Source organism: Kitasatospora sp. NPDC087271, assembly GCF_044744605.1.
GTDB lineage: Bacteria > Actinomycetota > Actinomycetes > Streptomycetales > Streptomycetaceae > Kitasatospora.
In genome coordinates, this window is record NZ_JBIUYQ010000010.1 from 211,489 (window position 1) to 228,005 (window position 16,517).

Consider the following 16,517-nt stretch of genomic DNA (forward strand, 5'->3'; position numbering starts at 1 on the left):
CACCCTGACACCAACCCCCCCCCCCCCCCCCCCCCCCCCCCCCCCCCCCCCCCCCCCCCCCCCCCCGGGGGGGGGCCCCCCCCCCCCCCCGCCGCTCGGTGCCTACTGCTTCTGGTTGAGCCGCTTCGCGATCTCGTCGTCGTACTTCTTCGCGGTGGCCGCGTAGTCGCCACCCTGGAGGGCGGCGGTCAGGAACTCCTTGATCGGGTTCGGCTTGTCCTCGACGCTCGCCCAGTTCGGGGTGATCGGGGTGACCGCGCCGACCGCCGAGGCGGACTGGGCGGCCTTCGCGAAGTCGCCGGTGAGCTGGCTGTTCAGCGCGGCCTTGTTCGGGATGTTGCCGGCGGCGGCGACCGCACCCTCGTTCTTGTCGTTGAGGGCGATCTTCAGGAAGTCCTTGGCCATGTCGGTGTTCTTGCTCTGCGCACCGATCGCCAGGTTCGAGCCGCCGAGGAAGACGCCGGAGGGCTTGTCAGCGGTCTTGCCCGGGAGCGGGAAGAAGCCGATCTTGTCCTTCGGCATGTCCTTCTCCGCCGGGAGCTCCCAGCCGAGGGCGATCATGGTGCCGACGTTGCCCTTGCCGAAGACGTCCTTCTGCTGCGGGGTGGCCTCGTCCTTGTCCTTCGGACCGGTGGCCGAGTAGCCCTGCAGCTTCTTGTAGGTCTCGAAGGCCTTCTGCGCCTCGGGCGAGGACAGGCCGCCGACCCACTTGTCGCCGTCCTTCTTGGCGATCTTGCCGCCCTCACCGGTGAGCAGGCCGAAGTAGGTGTACCACTCCTGACCCGGCAGGTAGATCGGGTCGACGACGCCCTCGGTGGCCTTCAGCTTGTCCAGGTCGGCGTAGAACTCGTCCAGGGTCTTCGGCGCGTCGGTCAGCTGGGCCTTGGCCCAGAGGTCCTTGTTGTAGGCGACGACGCGGTTGGAGACCCACCACGGGGCGGCGAACTGCTTGCCGTCCAGCTGGGCGGCCTCGTTCTGGTTGGCGTTCCAACCGTCGCCGCCCAGGGCGGACTTGTCCTTGGTGATGTCGAGCAGGCCACCCGAGGCGGCGTAGCCGGAGGTCTGGGTGTTGCCGAGCTCGACGACGTCGACCGAGCCCTCGGACAGCGCGGCGGTCACCTTCTGGCCGATGCCGTCCCACTCCTGGATCTGGAAGTCGACCTTGGAGCCCGGGTAGGTGGTCTCGAACTCGCTCTTGACCGCGTCGGTCCAGCCCTTCGGGGCGGAGCCGGTCATCAGCCACACCTTCAGCGTCTTGCCGCTGTAGTTCTTGGCGCCCGCCGCGGACGACGAGTTCGAACCGGCGTTGTCCTTGCTCTTGCCGTCCGAGCCACAGGCCGCCAGGCCGACGACCATTGCTGCGACGCCGACCGCCGCGATGAGCTGACGCTTCACGCCATCCTCCTGAGGGATGCCTGGGTTACCCCCGTCGGGCGGCAGCGGCAGACCCACGTAAAGCGGGGGGAAAGGTGCCGCGGACCCCTTCGAGCGGGTGGGGGGATTCATAGTGACCGGCCTAGTGGTGTAGACCAGATGCCTGGAGCTTGGCCTAGACCAATGGGCCTGTCAACGGCTGTTCGACCGATCCGGACCACCCGTTATCAAGCCGACACCGCACATCGTTCATCGCGTGATGAGGTATTCGTTCCGTAGCCATACATGCAACGATGTCACCCGTTAACTATGTGGCGGGGCCCGTAAAGGCCCCGCGAGAAGCGGGAGAACAGGTCCGATGAGCAGCGACGGGGGAACCACCGCCCAGGTCAACGACCCCGAGGTGAAAAACCTCCCGACGCAGGCCGGCGCCGACCCGACCGCGCGCGTCCCCAAGTACTACGGTCTCAAGCGCCACCTGCTCCAGCTCACCGAGACCCAGCCCGCCGGCACCCCGGTCCCGCCCGAGCGCGCGCTGGCCGCCCAGTTCGACACCTCCCGCACCACCGTGCGCCAGGCGCTGCAGGAACTGGTCGTCGAGGGCCGGCTGGAGCGCATCCAGGGCAAGGGCACCTTCGTCGCCAAGCCCAAGGTCGCCCAGGCCCTCCAGCTCACCTCCTACACCGAGGACATGCGGGCCCAGGGCCTGGAGCCCGCCTCGCGGCTGATCGAGATCGGCTACATCACCGCCGACGACCGGCTCGCCCCGCTGCTCGACATCAAGCCCGGCGGCCGGGTGCTGCGGATCGAGCGCCTGCGCCTGGCCAACGGCGACCCGATGGCCATCGAGGTCGCCCACCTGTCCGCCAAGCGCTTCCCCGCGCTGCGGCGCAACCTCGCCAAGCACAACTCGCTGTACGCGGCGCTGCGCGAGGTGTACGGGGTCACCGTGGCCGAGGCCGAGGAGACCATCGAGACCACCCTCGCCAACCCGCGCGAGGCCGGCCTGCTCGGCTCCGACCTCGGACTGCCGATGCTCCAGCTCTCCCGGCACTCCTTCGACGCCGACGGCGACCCGGTGGAGTGGGTCCGCTCGATCTACCGCGGCGACCGCTACAAGTTCATCACCCGGCTCAAGCGCCCGGAGTAGTCCGGGCGGAGCAGTCCGGGGCGAAGCAGTCCGGGCGGGGCAGTCCGGGGCGAAGCAGTCCGGGCGGGGCACTCCCCCCGCGCACCACGGGCACCGGCGCGCGCGACCCGCGCGCGCCGGTGCCCGTTCGCGTCACGGAAGGGGCAGTACCGGTCGAATACGACCGGATGCCGTCCGGATGGCGGGAAGTTGCGCCGACCCCGGTGACATGGATCACCCCATGCCCTAGATTGCGCAGCCGTACTGACTGTCGATCACCGATGGTGCTGCTCGGCGGGTTCGCGGGGGCGTGCGGTGCCCCGCGGGCTGCGGCGCCGACGGGGAGAACCCTCCGGAGCGGAGCCGAAGATGCCGTCTGATCCCGATACCGTCGAACCTGTCATGCCCGAGCCACCCGGGGAGCGGGTGCCCGCCGTGACCCCCGAACGGGTGCTGGCCGGGCTCGCCCTGCTCGTGCCGATCGTCGCGACGCTGTGGGTGTCCTCGTACGACAAGACCGACCCGGACGTCGGCGGGGTGCCGTTCTTCTACTGGTACCAACTGCTCTGGGTGCCGGTGTCGGCGGTGTTCACCGTGGCCGCGTACCTGCTGATCAACCGGGACGAGAAGGCCCGCAAGGCGGCGCGGAAGGCGGGTGGCGCGCGATGAGCCACGTCAACGTGCCGGCCCTCACGGTCTTCGTGCTGTTCTTCGTCCTGGTCACCGTGATGGGCTTCCTCGCCGCCCGCTGGCGGCGCGCGGACGACGCGGCGCACCTGGACGAGTGGGGCCTGGGCGGCCGCAGCTTCGGGACCTGGGTCACCTGGTTCCTGCTCGGCGGCGACCTCTACACCGCGTACACCTTCGTCGCCGTCCCGGCGGCGGTCTACGCGACCGGTGCGGCGGGCTTCTTCGCGGTGCCGTACACGATCGTCGCCTACCCCCTGGTCTTCCTCTTCCTGCCCCGGCTCTGGTCGGTCTCCCGGGTGCACGGGTACGTCACCCCGGCCGACTTCGTCCGCGGCCGGTACGGCTCGCGGCCGCTCTCCCTGGTCGTCGCGCTGACCGGGATCCTGGCCACCATGCCGTACATCGCGCTCCAACTCGTCGGCATCCAGGCGGTGCTGGACGTGCTGGGCGTCGGCGGCGGCGAGAACGCCAACTGGTTCGTCAAGGACCTGCCGCTGTTCCTCGCCTTCGGCGTGCTGGCCGCGTACACCTACTCCTCCGGGCTGCGCGCCCCGGCGCTGATCGCCTTCGTCAAGGACGCCCTGATCTACATCGTGATCATCGTCGCGGTGATCTACATCCCGATCCGGCTCGGCGGCTACGGGCACATCTTCGACGCGGCCGCGCACAAGTTCAGCGCCCCCAAGTCCGCCGGCTCGCTGACCCTCCCGGGCGACAAGCAGTGGACGTACGCGACGCTGGCGCTGGGCTCGGCGATGGCGCTGTTCATGTACCCGCACTCGGTGACCGGCGTGCTGGCCTCCAAGTCCCGCGGCACGGTGCGCCGCAACATGGCGATCATGCCCGCGTACTCGCTGATGCTGGGCCTGCTGGCGCTGCTCGGCTTCATGGCCATCGCGGCGGGCGTCGGCAAGGGCGACAAGAAGTTCAACGCCCAGCTGTCCGTGCCGCAGCTGTTCGCCGACATGTTCCCGGACTGGTTCACCGGCGTGGCCTTCGCGGCGATCGGGATCGGCGCGCTGGTGCCGGCCGCCATCATGTCGATCGCGGCGGCCAACCTGTTCACCCGCAACGTCTACAAGGAGTGGCTGAAGCCCGCCGCCACCCCGGCGGACGAGACCCGGATCGCCAAGCTGGTCTCGCTGCTGGTGAAGGTCGGCGCGCTGGTCTTCGTGCTCGGCATGGACAAGCAGGCCGCGATCAACCTCCAACTGCTCGGCGGCCTGTGGATCCTCCAGACCTTCGTGGCGATCGTCGGCGGCCTGTTCACCCGCTGGTTCCACCACTGGGCGCTGTTCGCCGGCTGGGCGGCCGGCATGGCCTACGGCACCTGGAAGGCCTACGGCATCGCGAGCCCCGCCACCAAGCACTTCGGCGGCAACGCGGCCGCGATCCCCGGCATCGGCGAGATCGGCTACATCGGCCTGACCGCCTTCGCGCTCAACCTGATCGTCGCGGTGGCGCTCACCCTGGTGCTGCGCGCCGTCAAGGCGCCCGAGGGCCCGGACGAGACCAGGCCCGCCGACTACAGCGCCGAGGCCGGCGACGAGGAGCCGAAGAACGCGCCGGAGCCCGTAGCGGCGCACTGATTCGCGCCGCACGCGCCCTGTGATCGCGCCGCCCTCTCCGTGAACACTGGAGAAGGCGGCGCGATCATATGTATGAACAGCCGCCTTCGCAGGGCACCACCAGACCGGACCGGCGACCGGCCGGCAACTGATCGACCCACGGGGAGCACGCGGCCATGGCAGAACTCGGCACCACCCTCAACGGCCAGCACCAGTCCACCCAGAGCCCGCACCACCTCACCACCCACCGCCCGGCGTCGGCCACCCGGCTGCCGTCCGTGCTGATCGCCACCCGGCACGGCGAGTCCACCGCCAACGTCGAGTTCCAGCTGGCCGAGGCCGCCGGCGCGCTCAGCGTCCCGATCAGCTGCCGGGACGCCGACATCCCGCTGTCGCTGCACGGCCAGCAGCAGGCCCAGGCGCTCGGCCGCTGGTGGGCCGCCCTGCCCAGCACCGACCGCCCGCGCAGCGTCTGGTGCTCGCCGTACGTGCGCACCACCGAGACCGCCCGGATCGCGCTCGCCCAGGCCGCCGGGCTCGGCGCCGTCCCGGTCACCCTCGCCGTGCGCCACGACGAGCGGCTGCGCGACCGCGAGCTGGGCGTCCTGGAGATGCTGACGCGGGCCGCGATCGAGGCCAAGCACCCGGAGGAGTCCGCCCGGCGGCGCAAGATGGGCGAGCTGTACTACCGGCCGCCCGGCGGCGAGTCCTGGGCCGACGTCGCGCTGCGGGTGCGCAGCCTGCTGCGGGACGTCTGCGAGGAGGAGGCCGGGCGGCCCGTCCTGCTGGTCGCGCACGACTGCACGGTGCTGATGCTGCGCTACGTGCTGGAGCGGCTCACCGAGGAACGGCTCACCGCGCTCGCGCCGGTGCGCAACTGTTCCACCAGCCTGTGGCGCGCCCAGGACGGGCGGCTGCACCCGGAGCGCTGGAACACCGTCGACCACCTCGCCCTGGAGAATTGACGAGCCGTCACGCGCCCTCGTCCGGTCGCGCCTCGTCGTCCGGTCACTCCCCGTCGTCCGGTCATGCCTCGTCGTCCGGGCAGGCGAAGCAGCGCCGGTAGGCCAGCGGCGTGGTCCCCAGCCGGCGCCCGAAGTGGTGCCGCAGCGCGGCCGCGTTGCCGAAGCCGCAGCGGGCGGCGATCGCGTCCACCGGTTCGGCGGTGGACTCCAGCAGCCGCTGGGCGAGCAGCACCCGCTGCCCGGTCAGCCAGCGGTGCGGCGTGGTGCCGGTCTCCTGCTGGAAGCGGCGGGCGAAGGTGCGCGGGGACATGTGGACCCTGGCGGCCAACTGCTCGACGGTGCAGTCCCGGTCCAGGTGGTGGCGCATCCAGTCGAGCAGCGGCGCCAGCGAGTCGCCGTCGCCGCCGGGCAGCGGGCGGCTCACGAACTGGGCCTGCCCGCCCTCCCGGTGCGGCGCCACCACCATCCGGCGGGCGATCCCCCGGGCCACCTCCGCGCCCTGCACCTTGCGCACCAGGTGCAGGCAGGCGTCGATGCCGGCGGCCGTCCCGGCCGAGGTGATCACCGGGTCGTCGTCCACGTACAGCACGTCCGGCTCGACGGCGGTCCGCGGGAAGCGCCGGGCCAGGTCCTCGCTGTGCCGCCAGTGGGTGGTGGAGCGGCGGTCGTCCAGCAGCCCGGCGGCGCCGAGCACGAAGGCGCCGCTACAGATGGACAGCACCCTGCCGCCGTCCGCCACCACCGAGCGCAGCGCCGCCAGCAGCGGCTCCGGGTACTCCGGGCGGATCGCCGTCGCGGTGACCACCACCAGGTCGGCCCCGGCCAGCCGCTCGGGGCCGTGCGGGACGTCCACCGCGAACCCGGCGTGCGTCGCGTGTGGCCCGGGGCGGGCGCCGGCGATCGCGAAGTCGTACCCGGGCAGGCCGTCGGCCGTGCGGTCGAGGCCGAAGACCTCGCAGGCGACACCGAGCTCGAAGGGGTGGATCTCCTCCAGCACCACCGCGACCACGTTCTTCAGCATGCCGCCCAGGATGCCCGGCCGGCACCGGCGACGGAAGGGCCGGATGGCAGTTTTTCGATGAGATCAGTCATTCCTGCCACTCGTGGCCGCCGCCCCGCCCGACCAGAGTGGAGCCATGGACAGCGGCACTCTCGCAAGCGCAATCGCCCTGGTCGGGGCCGTCGGCGGTTTCGGCCTGCTCGGCACCCTGATCGGCCGGGAGGTCGCCCGCGGCGCCGCCACCGGCCGCGACAACTGGCACCGCCCGGGCGGCTACCCGGCCGGCCCGGAACGCCTGGACCGGCTGTACGGCACCATGCCCGCCGCCTCGCTGCGCCCCTCCGCCGACCCGGCCACCCTCCCGGTCCGGGCCACCCCGGAGATCACCACCCCGGACGGTTCCGGCACACTGACGGGATGGACATCCTCATCCGCCAGGCCCTTCCGGAGGACCTCGACGACGCCGGCCGCATCACCGTCGAGGCCTTCGTCGGCGACGGCCACACCTCGCCCGAGAGCAGCTACGTCGAGCTCCTGCGCGACGCCGCCCGCCGGGCCCGGGAGGCCGAGCTCCTGGTCGCGGTCGACCAGGCCGAAGGACGGGTCCTCGGCTGCGTGACCTACGCCGTCGGCGGCACCGAGTGGGCCGACATCGCCGGCCCGCGCGAGGGCGAGATCCGGATGCTCGCCACCGCCGCGGCCGCCCGCGGCCGGGGCGTCGGCGAGGCCCTGGTCCGCGCCACCATCGCCCGCAGCCGCGAACTCGCCCTGGACGGCATGGCGTTCTCCACCCGCCCGCAGATGACCGCCGCCCACCGCGTCTACGAGCGGACCGGCTTCCGCCGCACCCCCGAGCGCGACTGGTCCCCGTACCCGGGCATGGACCTGATGGTCTACAGCCTGGCGTTCTGAGCCCGGCCGGGGCGTCGTCGGCCCTCCTCCTCCCCGGTGACCGACAGACGATCAACGGACGTCTTTTGATATAAACCACAGATCACGTCTGATGCCACGTCGCGGCAGCCGACCGATCCCGGGGGGACGCACCACATGGACGACGGGCCCGGCCTCGGCACGCCCGCGAGCGGCCCCACGCTCCAGGACATGCGCACGTCCCGGGGCATCGAGCCCCCGGCCACCAGCCGCTACGCGATCCCCGCACCGGCGCCCCGGCCGCGCGGGCCGCTGCCGCCCTCCGTCCGCTTCCCGGCGGTCGACGGGCTGCGCGGCCTCGCCATCGCCTCCGTCCTGCTCTACCACACCAACTGGTTCCAGAACGGCCTGTTCGGAGTGGACGTCTTCTTCGTCCTCTCCGGCTTCCTGGTGACCCTGGTGCTGATCCGCGAACTGGACCGCACCGACGGCATCCGGCTCGGCGTCTTCTACCGCCGCCGGGCCAAGCGGCTGCTGCCCGGACTGCTCGCCACCGTCCTCCTCGTCGTCGCGCTGTCCGCACTGGTCAGCCCGCTACGGGACGTCAGGGACCTCCGCCCGCAGGCGCTCGCCGCGCTCGGCCAGGTCGCCAACTGGGCCCAGCTGGCCCGCGGCGACGCCTACTGGCAGCACTTCGCCTCCATCGACCCGCTCGCGGCCATGTGGTCGCTCAGCATCACCGAGCAGTTCTACGCGCTCTGGCCGCTGCTGCTGCTCGCGGTCTTCGGCCTCTGCCGCCGCTCGCTGCGCGCGACCGGCGTCGTCACCGCCGGGCTGTTCGTCGTCGCCGCGCTCGTCGCCCCGCTGATGTGGAACGGCGACAACAGCGACCGCCTCTACCTCGGCACCGAGACCCGCGCGGTCGGCTTCGCGGCCGGCGCCACCGCCGCCTTCGCCGTCCACCTGCGGCTGCGCCGCCAGGTCCGCGCGGCGGCCCCCGACCGCGACGGCGCCACCCGCTCCCGGCGGCGCCTGCTCGACCGCTCCGGAGCGGCCGGCACCCTGGCGCCCGCCCTGCTCGGGACCGCGGCCCTCGGCGGCCTGGTCTGGGCCAGCCTGTCCGTCAGCGGCTACCACGAGCCGCTGCTCTACCAGGGCGGGCTGGCCGCGGTCGCGGCGCTGGCCGCCGTCCTGGCCGCCTCGCTCTGCCACGACCGGGGCCCGCTGGTCCGGCTGCTGTCACTGCCCCCGCTGCGGCTCACCGGCACCATCTCCTACAGCCTCTACCTGCTCCACCTGCCGGTGTACTGGCTGCTCCAGCACTACGTCGACGACATCTCGCCACAACTGCTGCTCGCCATCGGCGCACCGCTCTCCTGGGTGCTGGCCTGGCTGATGCACACCGGCACCGAGAAGCTGCGGGTGCTGCGCTGGCGGGCCTTCCCGGCCGTCCCGCTGCTGGCCGTCGCCACGGCGGTGGCCACCACCGGCGCCTGGTACCTGCCCGCCTGGGTCCAGTACGACATGCGGTCCGGGCCGAGCGACAAGCCCGCGGTCCTCGTCCTCGGCGACTCCTTCGCCCAGGACCTCGCCACCGGCCTCTACCGGCACGGCGACCGCTACCGGGTGGTCGACGGCGGGATCAGCGGCTGCGGCGTGTTCGACCCGGACAAGGTGCGCACCACCTCCGGCGAGGAGTTCGACACCAGCCGGGAGTGCCGCGACCGGGCCGCCGCGTGGGACCGGCAGCTCACCGGCGCCGCCCCGCAGGCCGTCGTGATCCACCTCGGCTGGGACGCCGCCGAGCAGTACCTCGACGGCAGCTGGCTCAGTCCCTGCGAGGAGGACTACCGGAGCCGCTACACCGCCCAGCTCAGCCAGGCCGTGGACCAGGTCCGTCGCCGGGCGCCCGGCGCCCGGGTGCTGCTGATGAACGAACGGGTCGAGAACGGCGCCATCGACAAGGGCTGGGGCACCTGTTACGACCAGCAGGTCGCCGCCTACGTGAAGGCCACCGCCGGCGCCGTCCGGCTGGTCGACCTCAACACCTTCTTCTGCCCGTACGAGACCTGCGCGTGGAAGGACCGCGACGGCCACTGGGTCACCCCCGCCAACGACGGGGTGCACCTCACTCCGGCCGGCATGCGGTTCGTGACGCCGTGGCTGGAGCAGCAGATCGCGGACGGACTGACCGGGCCGCCGTCGGGGCCGCCCACGGCCGCCCCGGCGCCGACCTCGACACCGACGCCCGCACCCACGCCGACTCCGACTCCGACTCCGACAACTGCGACGCCGGCCACCACCAAGCCCACGGGCCTGCCGAGTTCGGCCAAGCCCGGCCGGACCGCGCCCTGACCGGGGCCTAGGACGGCGGCAGTTCGTAGGTCTGCGCGAAGCAGTCGCGGATCGCCTGCTCGGAGGCCGGGCGCCCGGCGTAGTCCATCCGCGGGGTGTCCTGGTTGGTCGGCAGGTTCGGGTCGATGCCGAAGTACAGCGACCAGAAGTACAGCCCGCGCAGCTTGCGCTCCTGCGCCACCTGGCAGACCGCGGTGAACCAGGTCGCCTGGACGGTCTCGTTCAGCTCGGTCTTCTTGTAGTACTCGCCGGGCGTCTTGTAGGCGCCCTTCTGCGCCGGGATGCCCACCTCGGTGAGCTTGGTGGTCGGCTGCGGACCGCTGCCGCGCTTGTCGAGCCAGGCGTTCCAGCTGGCCTTCAGGTCGGCGACCGGGGCGTCGTCACCGGCCGACTTGGCCGGCGGGTAGGCGTCCACGCCCGTGCCGTCCGCCGGTACCGCTATCGGGCCCTTGGACCAGTTGTCGAAGTTCGCGTCGTACACCAGCTCGCCGTGGAAGGTCTTCCGCGCCTGGTCGATGAGACCGGGCCACCGCGGGTCGCCCTCCAGCGAGTTGAACTCGGTGCCGATGGTGACCTCGGCCGCGGAGTGTTCCTGGGCGGTCTTCAGGTAGGGCGTCAGGAAGGCGGCGTAGCTGGCGAACCAGGCGTCCCGGTCGGTCGGTGCGATGTTGCCGCGCCACTTGAGGGTGTTGAGGTAGTCGAAGACGTCCTCGTCCATGATCGGACGGATGGTGGTGCGCAGGCCCGCCCGGTGGGCGGCGTCCAGCAGCAGGGCCAGCCGCTCCGGGGTGGGGGTGGTCGGCCGGGCGGCGACGGCGTTCGACCTGGTGCCCGTCGTGTAGTACGGGAAGGTCACCGACAGGGAGTTGGCGTTCAGCCCGACGACGTACTTGACGATGCGGTCGACCTTGCCCTGGACGAAGTTGTCCGGGTCCGCCGGATCGTCCAGCCAGTACACCTGCACGCCCCACTCGGGGCTGCCCTTGGCCCACGGGCGGGCCACCCTGGGGCCGGTGTCCTCGGCCGACGGCGCGTCCTTGCCGAAGCCCCAGACCCGTCCCTGCTCGGTCGCGGAGCCGGCCCAGTGCACGGCGGTCGGGCGCTGGTGGACGAACTTGAGCGGGTGGTCCCCCCAGACCACCGGGACGGCGACGGTGACGGCGACCACCACGGTCGGCAGGATGAAGATGGCGGGGCGCTTCACAGCGGTGACCTCCGATCAGGCCGGCTTGGCGATGACGACGAACTTGTTCTCCTCGCCCTTGAGGAACTTGACCAGCCCGCGCAGGCCGCCCCAGCCCTCCAGGAAGGAGAACAGCGGGATGGCCGCCACCACGACGATCGGCTCCCACCACTTGCGCCGGTGGTTCGCCGAGGCGACGACGTTCAGGCGCAGGCCCTCCCAGTACGTCCAGATGACGTAGGCGAAGTTGATCGACCAGACCAGCACCACGGACTGGGTGACCGGGGAGGTGTTCCAGGTGCCGGTGAACCAGGCGACCAGCAGCACCAGGCCGACGTGCTGGAGCGGACCGAGCACCCAGCTGACCATGCCCATCCCGATGAACAGCCGGTACCGCAGCGGGATCGTCCTGTTGAAGCAGAGCGCGACCAGGCCCCAGGCCCAGCGCTCGCGCTGCTTGAGGAAGTCCTTGACCCCGGCCGGCGAGGCTCCGTAGCAGCGCCCGTTGAACCAGTCGCTGCGGCCCGGGTAGCGCTGGCAGAAGTTCAGCGCCATCTGGGCGTCCTCGACGATGGTCTTCGGGCCGAAGTCCCAGCCGATGGTGGCCTCCACCGAGGAGCGCATCAGGAGCAGTTCGCCGTGCACGCCGGCGATCGGGGTGCCGGTGCCGGTCATCGCGCGGAAGCGGGCGATGTCGTCGGCCGGGCGGATCGCGTCGGCGAGCCAGGTGAAGGTGGAGACGGCGTTCTCCCGCGGGTACGTCAGGATGCCCTGCGCCATGTGCTTGGCGTCGTCCCCGGCCCGGCGCTGCCGGTTGACGAACTGCGCGACGGCGGCGGCGGTGTCCGGGCCGACGCCGGTGTCGTCGTCCATGTGCAGCACCCAGACGTCGTCCTCGGCCTCGCCCTCCTCGATCCGCAGCTCGTGCGAGTAGTGGTTGGCGCGGGCCTTGAACTTGGTGCCGTTGGCCGTCTCGTAGGCCTTCGGCACGGTCACCACCCGGATCAGCGGGTTGCGGGCGGCCAGACCGTCGATCTTCTCGGCGGCCGCGCAGCCCTCCTCGGTGAGGACGTCCACCCGCATCCACGGGAAGTAGGCCGGCAGGTGCTCGACGTACGAGAGCACCGAGCGCTCCAGCGCCGGATAGGTGTCGTGGCGGCCGATGGTCGGCACCAGCACGATCAGGAAGTCGTCCTCGACCGGCACGGCCGGCGTCATCCGGCTCACCTGGCGCAGCCGGCGGCGGACCATCAGCACGCCCTGGAAGCCGATCAGGACGCCGAACACCGGCATCCCCCACAGGATGGTGATCGTCCAGCCGAGCGGGGTGGGGTTGGGCACGTAGGCCCAGACCGAGAAGGCGAAGATGACCGTGAAGGAGAAGTAGAACGGGAGGACCCGGGGCTTCCACGACATCTGTCGCTCGGCGAGCCGGGCGGCCTCGCGGGACGTGGTGAGCACCGTCCGTGCGGGGGATGTCGATGGCATGGCGAAAGTCGCTCCTCGTCTGGTGTCGGGCCGATCCCGTGCGGGAGCCGGGTCGTTCGTGAGCGGTCCGGGGCTGCGGAGGTTCAGGCCTGGGGCGGGCGGTCCGTCGGCGGGCGGTCCGTCGGCGGGCGGTCGACCGGGGACACGACCGGGCCGGGGGCGACCGGACCGGGCGTCACCGGCGGCGCGGCGGGCCACGGCTGCTGGGCGAGCGTCGACGGGTGCGGGGCCGGCTGGGCGGGCTGCTGCGCGTACGGCACCGGCTGTGACGGCTGCGAAGGCTGGGTCGGCTGGGCCGGCGCCGACTGCGGCCAGGCAGCAGGCTGCGACTGCGGCTGCGGCTGCGAGGCCGGGGGCTGCTGCGGCCACGCGGGCTGCGGCTGCTGTTGGAAGGGCGGCTGCGGTGGCCAGGCTGCCTGCGGCTGCGGCTGCGGCTGCGGCTGCCAGGCGGGCTGGTGTTGGAACGGCGGCTGCTGGTACGGCTGCGGGCCCGGGGGCGGCTCGGCCGGGATCGTCTGCAGCAGTGACCAGTGCACCTGGCCGCCCGACGCCGCGGCGGCCTCCGGCGCCCGCTGCTCCCGCCACTTCAGCCGGGCCAGCAGCAGGATCAGCGCCGCGGTGACGGCCACGCCGAGCGCGAAGGTCGCGAGCTTGAGCCCGCCCTCGGTGGTGCTGGTGAACCACTCCCGCTGCGGCTTGTCCAGGAGCGCGCCGGTCAGGCTGCGCACCCGGTTGTACCCCTCGACCAGCGCGACGCCGGCCGCCACCCCGAGCGCCCAGCTGCGCCCGCGCAGCAGCAGGATTCCCGAAAGCAGGTAGATCAGGCCGTAGTTGAGGCTGCCGGTCTCGGCGTCCACCGAGGTGCCGCCGTAGTAGAAGATGCCTTTGACGTAGGTCGCGAACCCGACCTGGCCGAAGCAGTTGTACGCCGCCCAAGCCAGCAGCACCACGCCCCAGCCGACGGCGATGCCGCCGGCCGCGCGCATCGCACGCGCCTGTCCCATCCCGCACCCCCGCCCCGCCGGGCCCGTCCCGGCGTCAGCCCCTCGGCTTCGCCGCCACAGGATGCCACACGGCACAACGGACACGGTATTCCGGCCGTTCAACGGAATTCGGTGGTGTAGCGCACCTCACGGCGACCGGCTCGGCGGACGCGCGGGGGCGGCTCGACGACCCTACGGACCGGCTCAACGAACGTGCAGGCCGCCCCAGTCGACGTTCGCGCCGAACGGCCCGGCGCCGCCGGTGAGCGCCAGCGGGCTGTGGTAGGTGGCGTTGACGTCCGCGCTGGCGTTGCGCGGCTGGTCCGGCGTCAGGTTGTCCGAGGTGAGCGACTGCCCCCAGACCGTCCAGATCGTCCAGGGCGTGCGCCGCAGCGTGTCCGGCTGGCGGGAGTTGACCGGGACGGCGAAGGACTCGGCCAGGATCCGCGGCTTGCCGTAGCCGGCGAGCCCGTCGTAGTACCGCTTGGTCCACACCTCGCCGGTGCCGATCGGGTGCGCGGGGCTGCCGCTGTAGTCGTCCACCCCGACCACGTCGACGTACTGCGAGCCCGGGTAGTAGTCCCACGGGTCCGCGCCGGGGGCTCCGTCCCAGGACACCGGCGTCCAGACGAACAGCAGGTTGTGCAGGCCCCTGGTCTCCACCAGGTAGCGGTAGGTGATCCGCCACAGCGCCTGGTAGTCGGCCGGCTTCTGGCCCGACCACCAGAACCTGCGGGAGCAGTCCTGCACGTTCATCTCGTGGTACGGGCGCAGCAGCACCGGCACGTCGTGGGCGGCCAGGTACTCCAGGTGGTCGGCCAGGTAGGACAGGTCGGTCATCAGCGCGCGGTACTCGGGGGTGTCGTGCGCGCTGTCGACGACCCGGCCGAACCAGCCCTTGTCCTTGGCGGCCGGAGAGTTCGAACAGAGCACCTGCTCGAAGGACTTGACGTCCGAACCCGGGTAGGGCTGGTGGAAGGACATGCCGACGATCCCGGCCGGCCCCCCGCCGTTGTCGGGCAGTTCGGTGGTGGTGCCGTCGCAGTTGTGCTGGACGCCGGCCGTGCCGTAGCTGCCGTCGTCGGCGCGCGGGTGACCGGACCAGACGGCGGAGAGCAGGTCGACGGCGTCGTCGGTGTACTGCCAGCCGGCCCGGCAGGTGGGCCACCGGCCGGCCGAGTAGGAGCGCGGGTCGCCGACGCCCCAGCCGGTCTGGCCGTAGCCGGGGCCGAGGTCGGTCTCGACGAAGCCGGGCAGCTTGCCGGTGAGGTCGGCGGCCTTCTTGTAGTAGTAGCCGACCTGCTTGGTGCCGCGGTAGTCGCCGTACTCGGGGTTGTTGCGCTCGTTGTGCGCCTCGACGTGCTGGCCGATGACCGTCCCGCCGCTCTGCCCGGTGCGGGCCCGGCCCTCCAGGTCGGCGAGCAGCTGCTGGACGGCCCGGGCGTTCGGCGAGGCCTGCGGATCCCGGGCGAGCAGGTCCCGGCCGACCTCCGGCGGCAGGGTGCGGCCGGGGAGGCCGACCGTCACCGGGACGCGGGCGGGCCGTTCGCCGTCGGCCCGGCCGTCACGCTGCAACAGCGCCACGGCGCCCGCGGCGACCACGACCCCGGCCGCGGCCAGGACGGCGGGCTTGCCGCGCAGGGCTCTGGGCAGGGCCACGGACCGCTCCTCCGGTTGCTCGCCGGCACCGGCCCAGGCGGACACAACCGGAACACTCGTGCGAATGACTGCCCCGAGAGCCTGCCACACTCCCCCGGCACCGGCGAGCGAACCCGCCGGGGCCGGGGTGTCACGGCGGATCAGCCGGCCGCGGCGGCCCCCGACGCACCCGGCGCACCCGGCGCGGCCGCGGACGCGGCCTTGGCGCGCTGGAGCAGCTGGCCCTTCACGTGCTCGCCGAAGCCGGCGGCCGCCGCGGTGGCGGCGGCGTCGGCGGTGTCGCCGCCCTTCGCCGAGCCCTCGACCGTGAAGTAGGCGTACCGGCCCAGGGTGTTGTGCGTGTTGGTGCAGCCCGGAGTGGCGCAGAAGGCCGGCGCGCCCGGCGCGACGGCGCCCTTGAGGTGGCCGGTGTAGCTCTTCATCGAGGTCTCGGCCTGGATCTTGTGGTCGAAGACCGCGACGCCGACGGTCACCGCGCTGTCGCCGGAGACGTAGGTCGCCCGGAGCACCTTCTGGCAGCCCTGGTCACCGAGGACCTTGCCGAGCCCGCCGGTCGTCGAGTTCCCGTCCCAGCAGGGCGAGTCCAGCGAGACGAAGGTCCGGTTCCAGGTGGCGCCGTTGACCGTCACCTGGAGCGCGGAGAACAGTGCCCCCGCGTCCTGCGGCGCCGGGTCGGTGGCGGCCTCCCAGATCGGCTTCGACGGGTCGTCCGGCGCGCCGCCCGGGGTGCCGGACGGGTTCCCGCCCGGGGTCGCGGCGGCACTCGGCGCGGCACCCGATGCGGCGGAGGACGGCCGGTTGGAGGCCGAGGCGATCGGCCCGGCGACCGGCTTGTCGCCGCCGCCCTTCGTCAGCAGCACCGCCCCGCCCGCGATCAGGCCGCCGACCAGGACGACCGCGACCGCCACGCCGAGGGCCCGCAGCCGGCGGCGGCGCTTGCCGTCCGCCGCGTTGCGGTCGGCCAGCGCCTCCCAGTTCGGCTCGGCGCGCTGCGGCGCCTGGGGCTGCGGGTACGACTGCGGATGCGGCTGGGGGTGTGCCTGGGGGTTCGGCTGGGGGTGCGGCTGCCACTGCGGCGGCAGCTGCTGCCCTGGCGGTCCCGGCTGCGGCAGCGGAGGCTGCCCCGGCGGACCGGGCTGCGCCACCGGCTGCGCGGGCGGCACCGGAGGCCCGTACGAGGCCGGCGGCGGCCCGAAGCCCCCGCTCGGCGGCAACACCGGACCGGGCACCACCGGCGGCTGCTGACCGTGCGC

13 protein-coding genes are annotated in these 16,517 nt (G+C 72.6%); 6 read left to right on the forward strand and 7 right to left on the reverse strand.

Annotated features, from left to right (window positions below; genetic code table 11):
• Positions 1-102 precede the first annotated feature (102 nt).
• Entirely contained in the window at positions 103-1,395 is a 1,293-nt protein-coding gene (locus ACIO9K_RS19350) for an extracellular solute-binding protein (protein ID WP_363619340.1), read from the reverse strand.
• 337 nt (positions 1,396-1,732) lie between these two features.
• Here ACIO9K_RS19350 and ACIO9K_RS19355 point away from each other — a divergent pair, with 337 nt between their 5' ends.
• The 4 genes from ACIO9K_RS19355 to ACIO9K_RS19370 all read left to right on the forward strand — a co-directional run bounded on the left by ACIO9K_RS19355 (position 1,733) and on the right by ACIO9K_RS19370 (position 5,726).
• Entirely contained in the window at positions 1,733-2,524 is a 792-nt protein-coding gene (locus tag ACIO9K_RS19355; protein WP_244293370.1) for a GntR family transcriptional regulator, read from the forward strand.
• Positions 2,525-2,905: 381 nt separating this feature from the next.
• Positions 2,906-3,172, forward strand: coding sequence for a DUF3311 domain-containing protein (locus ACIO9K_RS19360; RefSeq protein ID WP_363619341.1), 267 nt, complete (start codon positions 2,906-2,908; stop codon positions 3,170-3,172).
• Positions 3,169-4,782: a monocarboxylate uptake permease MctP gene (gene mctP, locus ACIO9K_RS19365; RefSeq protein ID WP_350879664.1), complete on the forward strand. Its 1,614-nt coding sequence runs from the start codon at positions 3,169-3,171 to the stop codon at positions 4,780-4,782. Before ACIO9K_RS19360 ends, mctP begins: the two co-directional genes overlap by 4 nt.
• Positions 4,783-4,937: 155 nt before the next feature.
• Positions 4,938-5,726: a histidine phosphatase family protein gene (locus tag ACIO9K_RS19370; protein ID WP_400331294.1), complete on the forward strand. Its 789-nt coding sequence runs from the start codon at positions 4,938-4,940 to the stop codon at positions 5,724-5,726.
• Between the two features lie 61 nt (positions 5,727-5,787).
• Here the strand turns inward: ACIO9K_RS19370 and ACIO9K_RS19375 are convergent, their stop codons facing one another.
• The gene (locus tag ACIO9K_RS19375) at positions 5,788-6,747 is read right to left on the reverse strand and encodes a helix-turn-helix domain-containing protein (RefSeq protein WP_400331297.1); all 960 of its coding nucleotides are present in this window, start codon (positions 6,745-6,747) and stop codon (positions 5,788-5,790) included.
• A 396-nt stretch (positions 6,748-7,143) separates the two neighbouring features.
• Between ACIO9K_RS19375 and ACIO9K_RS19380 the strand changes: the two genes are divergently transcribed.
• Together ACIO9K_RS19380 and ACIO9K_RS19385 are read left to right on the forward strand one after the other, a co-directional pair.
• Positions 7,144-7,638 (forward strand): GNAT family N-acetyltransferase, encoded by a 495-nt coding sequence (locus ACIO9K_RS19380; RefSeq protein ID WP_363586955.1) that lies wholly within the window; start codon positions 7,144-7,146, stop codon positions 7,636-7,638.
• A 135-nt stretch (positions 7,639-7,773) separates the two neighbouring features.
• Positions 7,774-9,951 carry an acyltransferase family protein gene (locus ACIO9K_RS19385; protein ID WP_400331300.1) on the forward strand — a complete coding sequence of 726 codons (2,178 nt, stop codon included), beginning with the start codon at positions 7,774-7,776 and terminating at the stop codon, positions 9,949-9,951.
• Positions 9,952-9,958: 7 nt separating this feature from the next.
• Here the strand turns inward: ACIO9K_RS19385 and ACIO9K_RS19390 are convergent, their stop codons facing one another.
• From ACIO9K_RS19390 to ACIO9K_RS19410, 5 genes are all read right to left on the reverse strand, one after another.
• Entirely contained in the window at positions 9,959-11,155 is a 1,197-nt protein-coding gene (locus ACIO9K_RS19390; RefSeq protein WP_400331303.1) for a glycoside hydrolase family 113, read from the reverse strand.
• A gap of 15 nt (positions 11,156-11,170) precedes the next feature.
• Positions 11,171-12,622, reverse strand: coding sequence for a glycosyltransferase family 2 protein (locus ACIO9K_RS19395; protein WP_363586958.1), 1,452 nt, complete (start codon positions 12,620-12,622; stop codon positions 11,171-11,173).
• A gap of 83 nt (positions 12,623-12,705) precedes the next feature.
• On the reverse strand, positions 12,706-13,626 hold the full coding sequence (locus ACIO9K_RS19400; RefSeq protein ID WP_400331306.1) for a hypothetical protein: 921 nt from the start codon (positions 13,624-13,626) through the stop codon (positions 12,706-12,708).
• Positions 13,627-13,809: 183 nt separating this feature from the next.
• Complete coding sequence (locus ACIO9K_RS19405) at positions 13,810-15,264, reverse strand: glycoside hydrolase family 26 protein (RefSeq protein WP_400331309.1); 1,455 nt, start codon at positions 15,262-15,264, stop codon at positions 13,810-13,812.
• Positions 15,265-15,404: 140 nt separating this feature from the next.
• Positions 15,405-16,427 carry a hypothetical protein gene (locus ACIO9K_RS19410; protein WP_400331312.1) on the reverse strand — a complete coding sequence of 341 codons (1,023 nt, stop codon included), beginning with the start codon at positions 16,425-16,427 and terminating at the stop codon, positions 15,405-15,407.
• Positions 16,428-16,517: the final 90 nt, after the last annotated feature.

Excerpts from the sequence above, each read along its gene's own strand:
- ACIO9K_RS19400 (WP_400331306.1), bottom strand. The coding sequence starts at position 13,626 with ATGGGACAGGCGCGTGCGATGCGCGCGGCCGGCGGCATCGCCGTCGGC.
- ACIO9K_RS19375 (WP_400331297.1), bottom strand. The coding sequence starts at position 6,747 with ATGCTGAAGAACGTGGTCGCGGTGGTGCTGGAGGAGATCCACCCCTTC.
- ACIO9K_RS19395 (WP_363586958.1), bottom strand. The coding sequence starts at position 12,622 with ATGCCATCGACATCCCCCGCACGGACGGTGCTCACCACGTCCCGCGAG.
- ACIO9K_RS19385 (WP_400331300.1), top strand. The coding sequence starts at position 7,774 with ATGGACGACGGGCCCGGCCTCGGCACGCCCGCGAGCGGCCCCACGCTC.
- ACIO9K_RS19380 (WP_363586955.1), top strand. The coding sequence starts at position 7,144 with ATGGACATCCTCATCCGCCAGGCCCTTCCGGAGGACCTCGACGACGCC.
- ACIO9K_RS19355 (WP_244293370.1), top strand. The coding sequence starts at position 1,733 with ATGAGCAGCGACGGGGGAACCACCGCCCAGGTCAACGACCCCGAGGTG.
- mctP (WP_350879664.1), top strand. The coding sequence starts at position 3,169 with ATGAGCCACGTCAACGTGCCGGCCCTCACGGTCTTCGTGCTGTTCTTC.
- ACIO9K_RS19370 (WP_400331294.1), top strand. The coding sequence starts at position 4,938 with ATGGCAGAACTCGGCACCACCCTCAACGGCCAGCACCAGTCCACCCAG.
- ACIO9K_RS19360 (WP_363619341.1), top strand. The coding sequence starts at position 2,906 with ATGCCCGAGCCACCCGGGGAGCGGGTGCCCGCCGTGACCCCCGAACGG.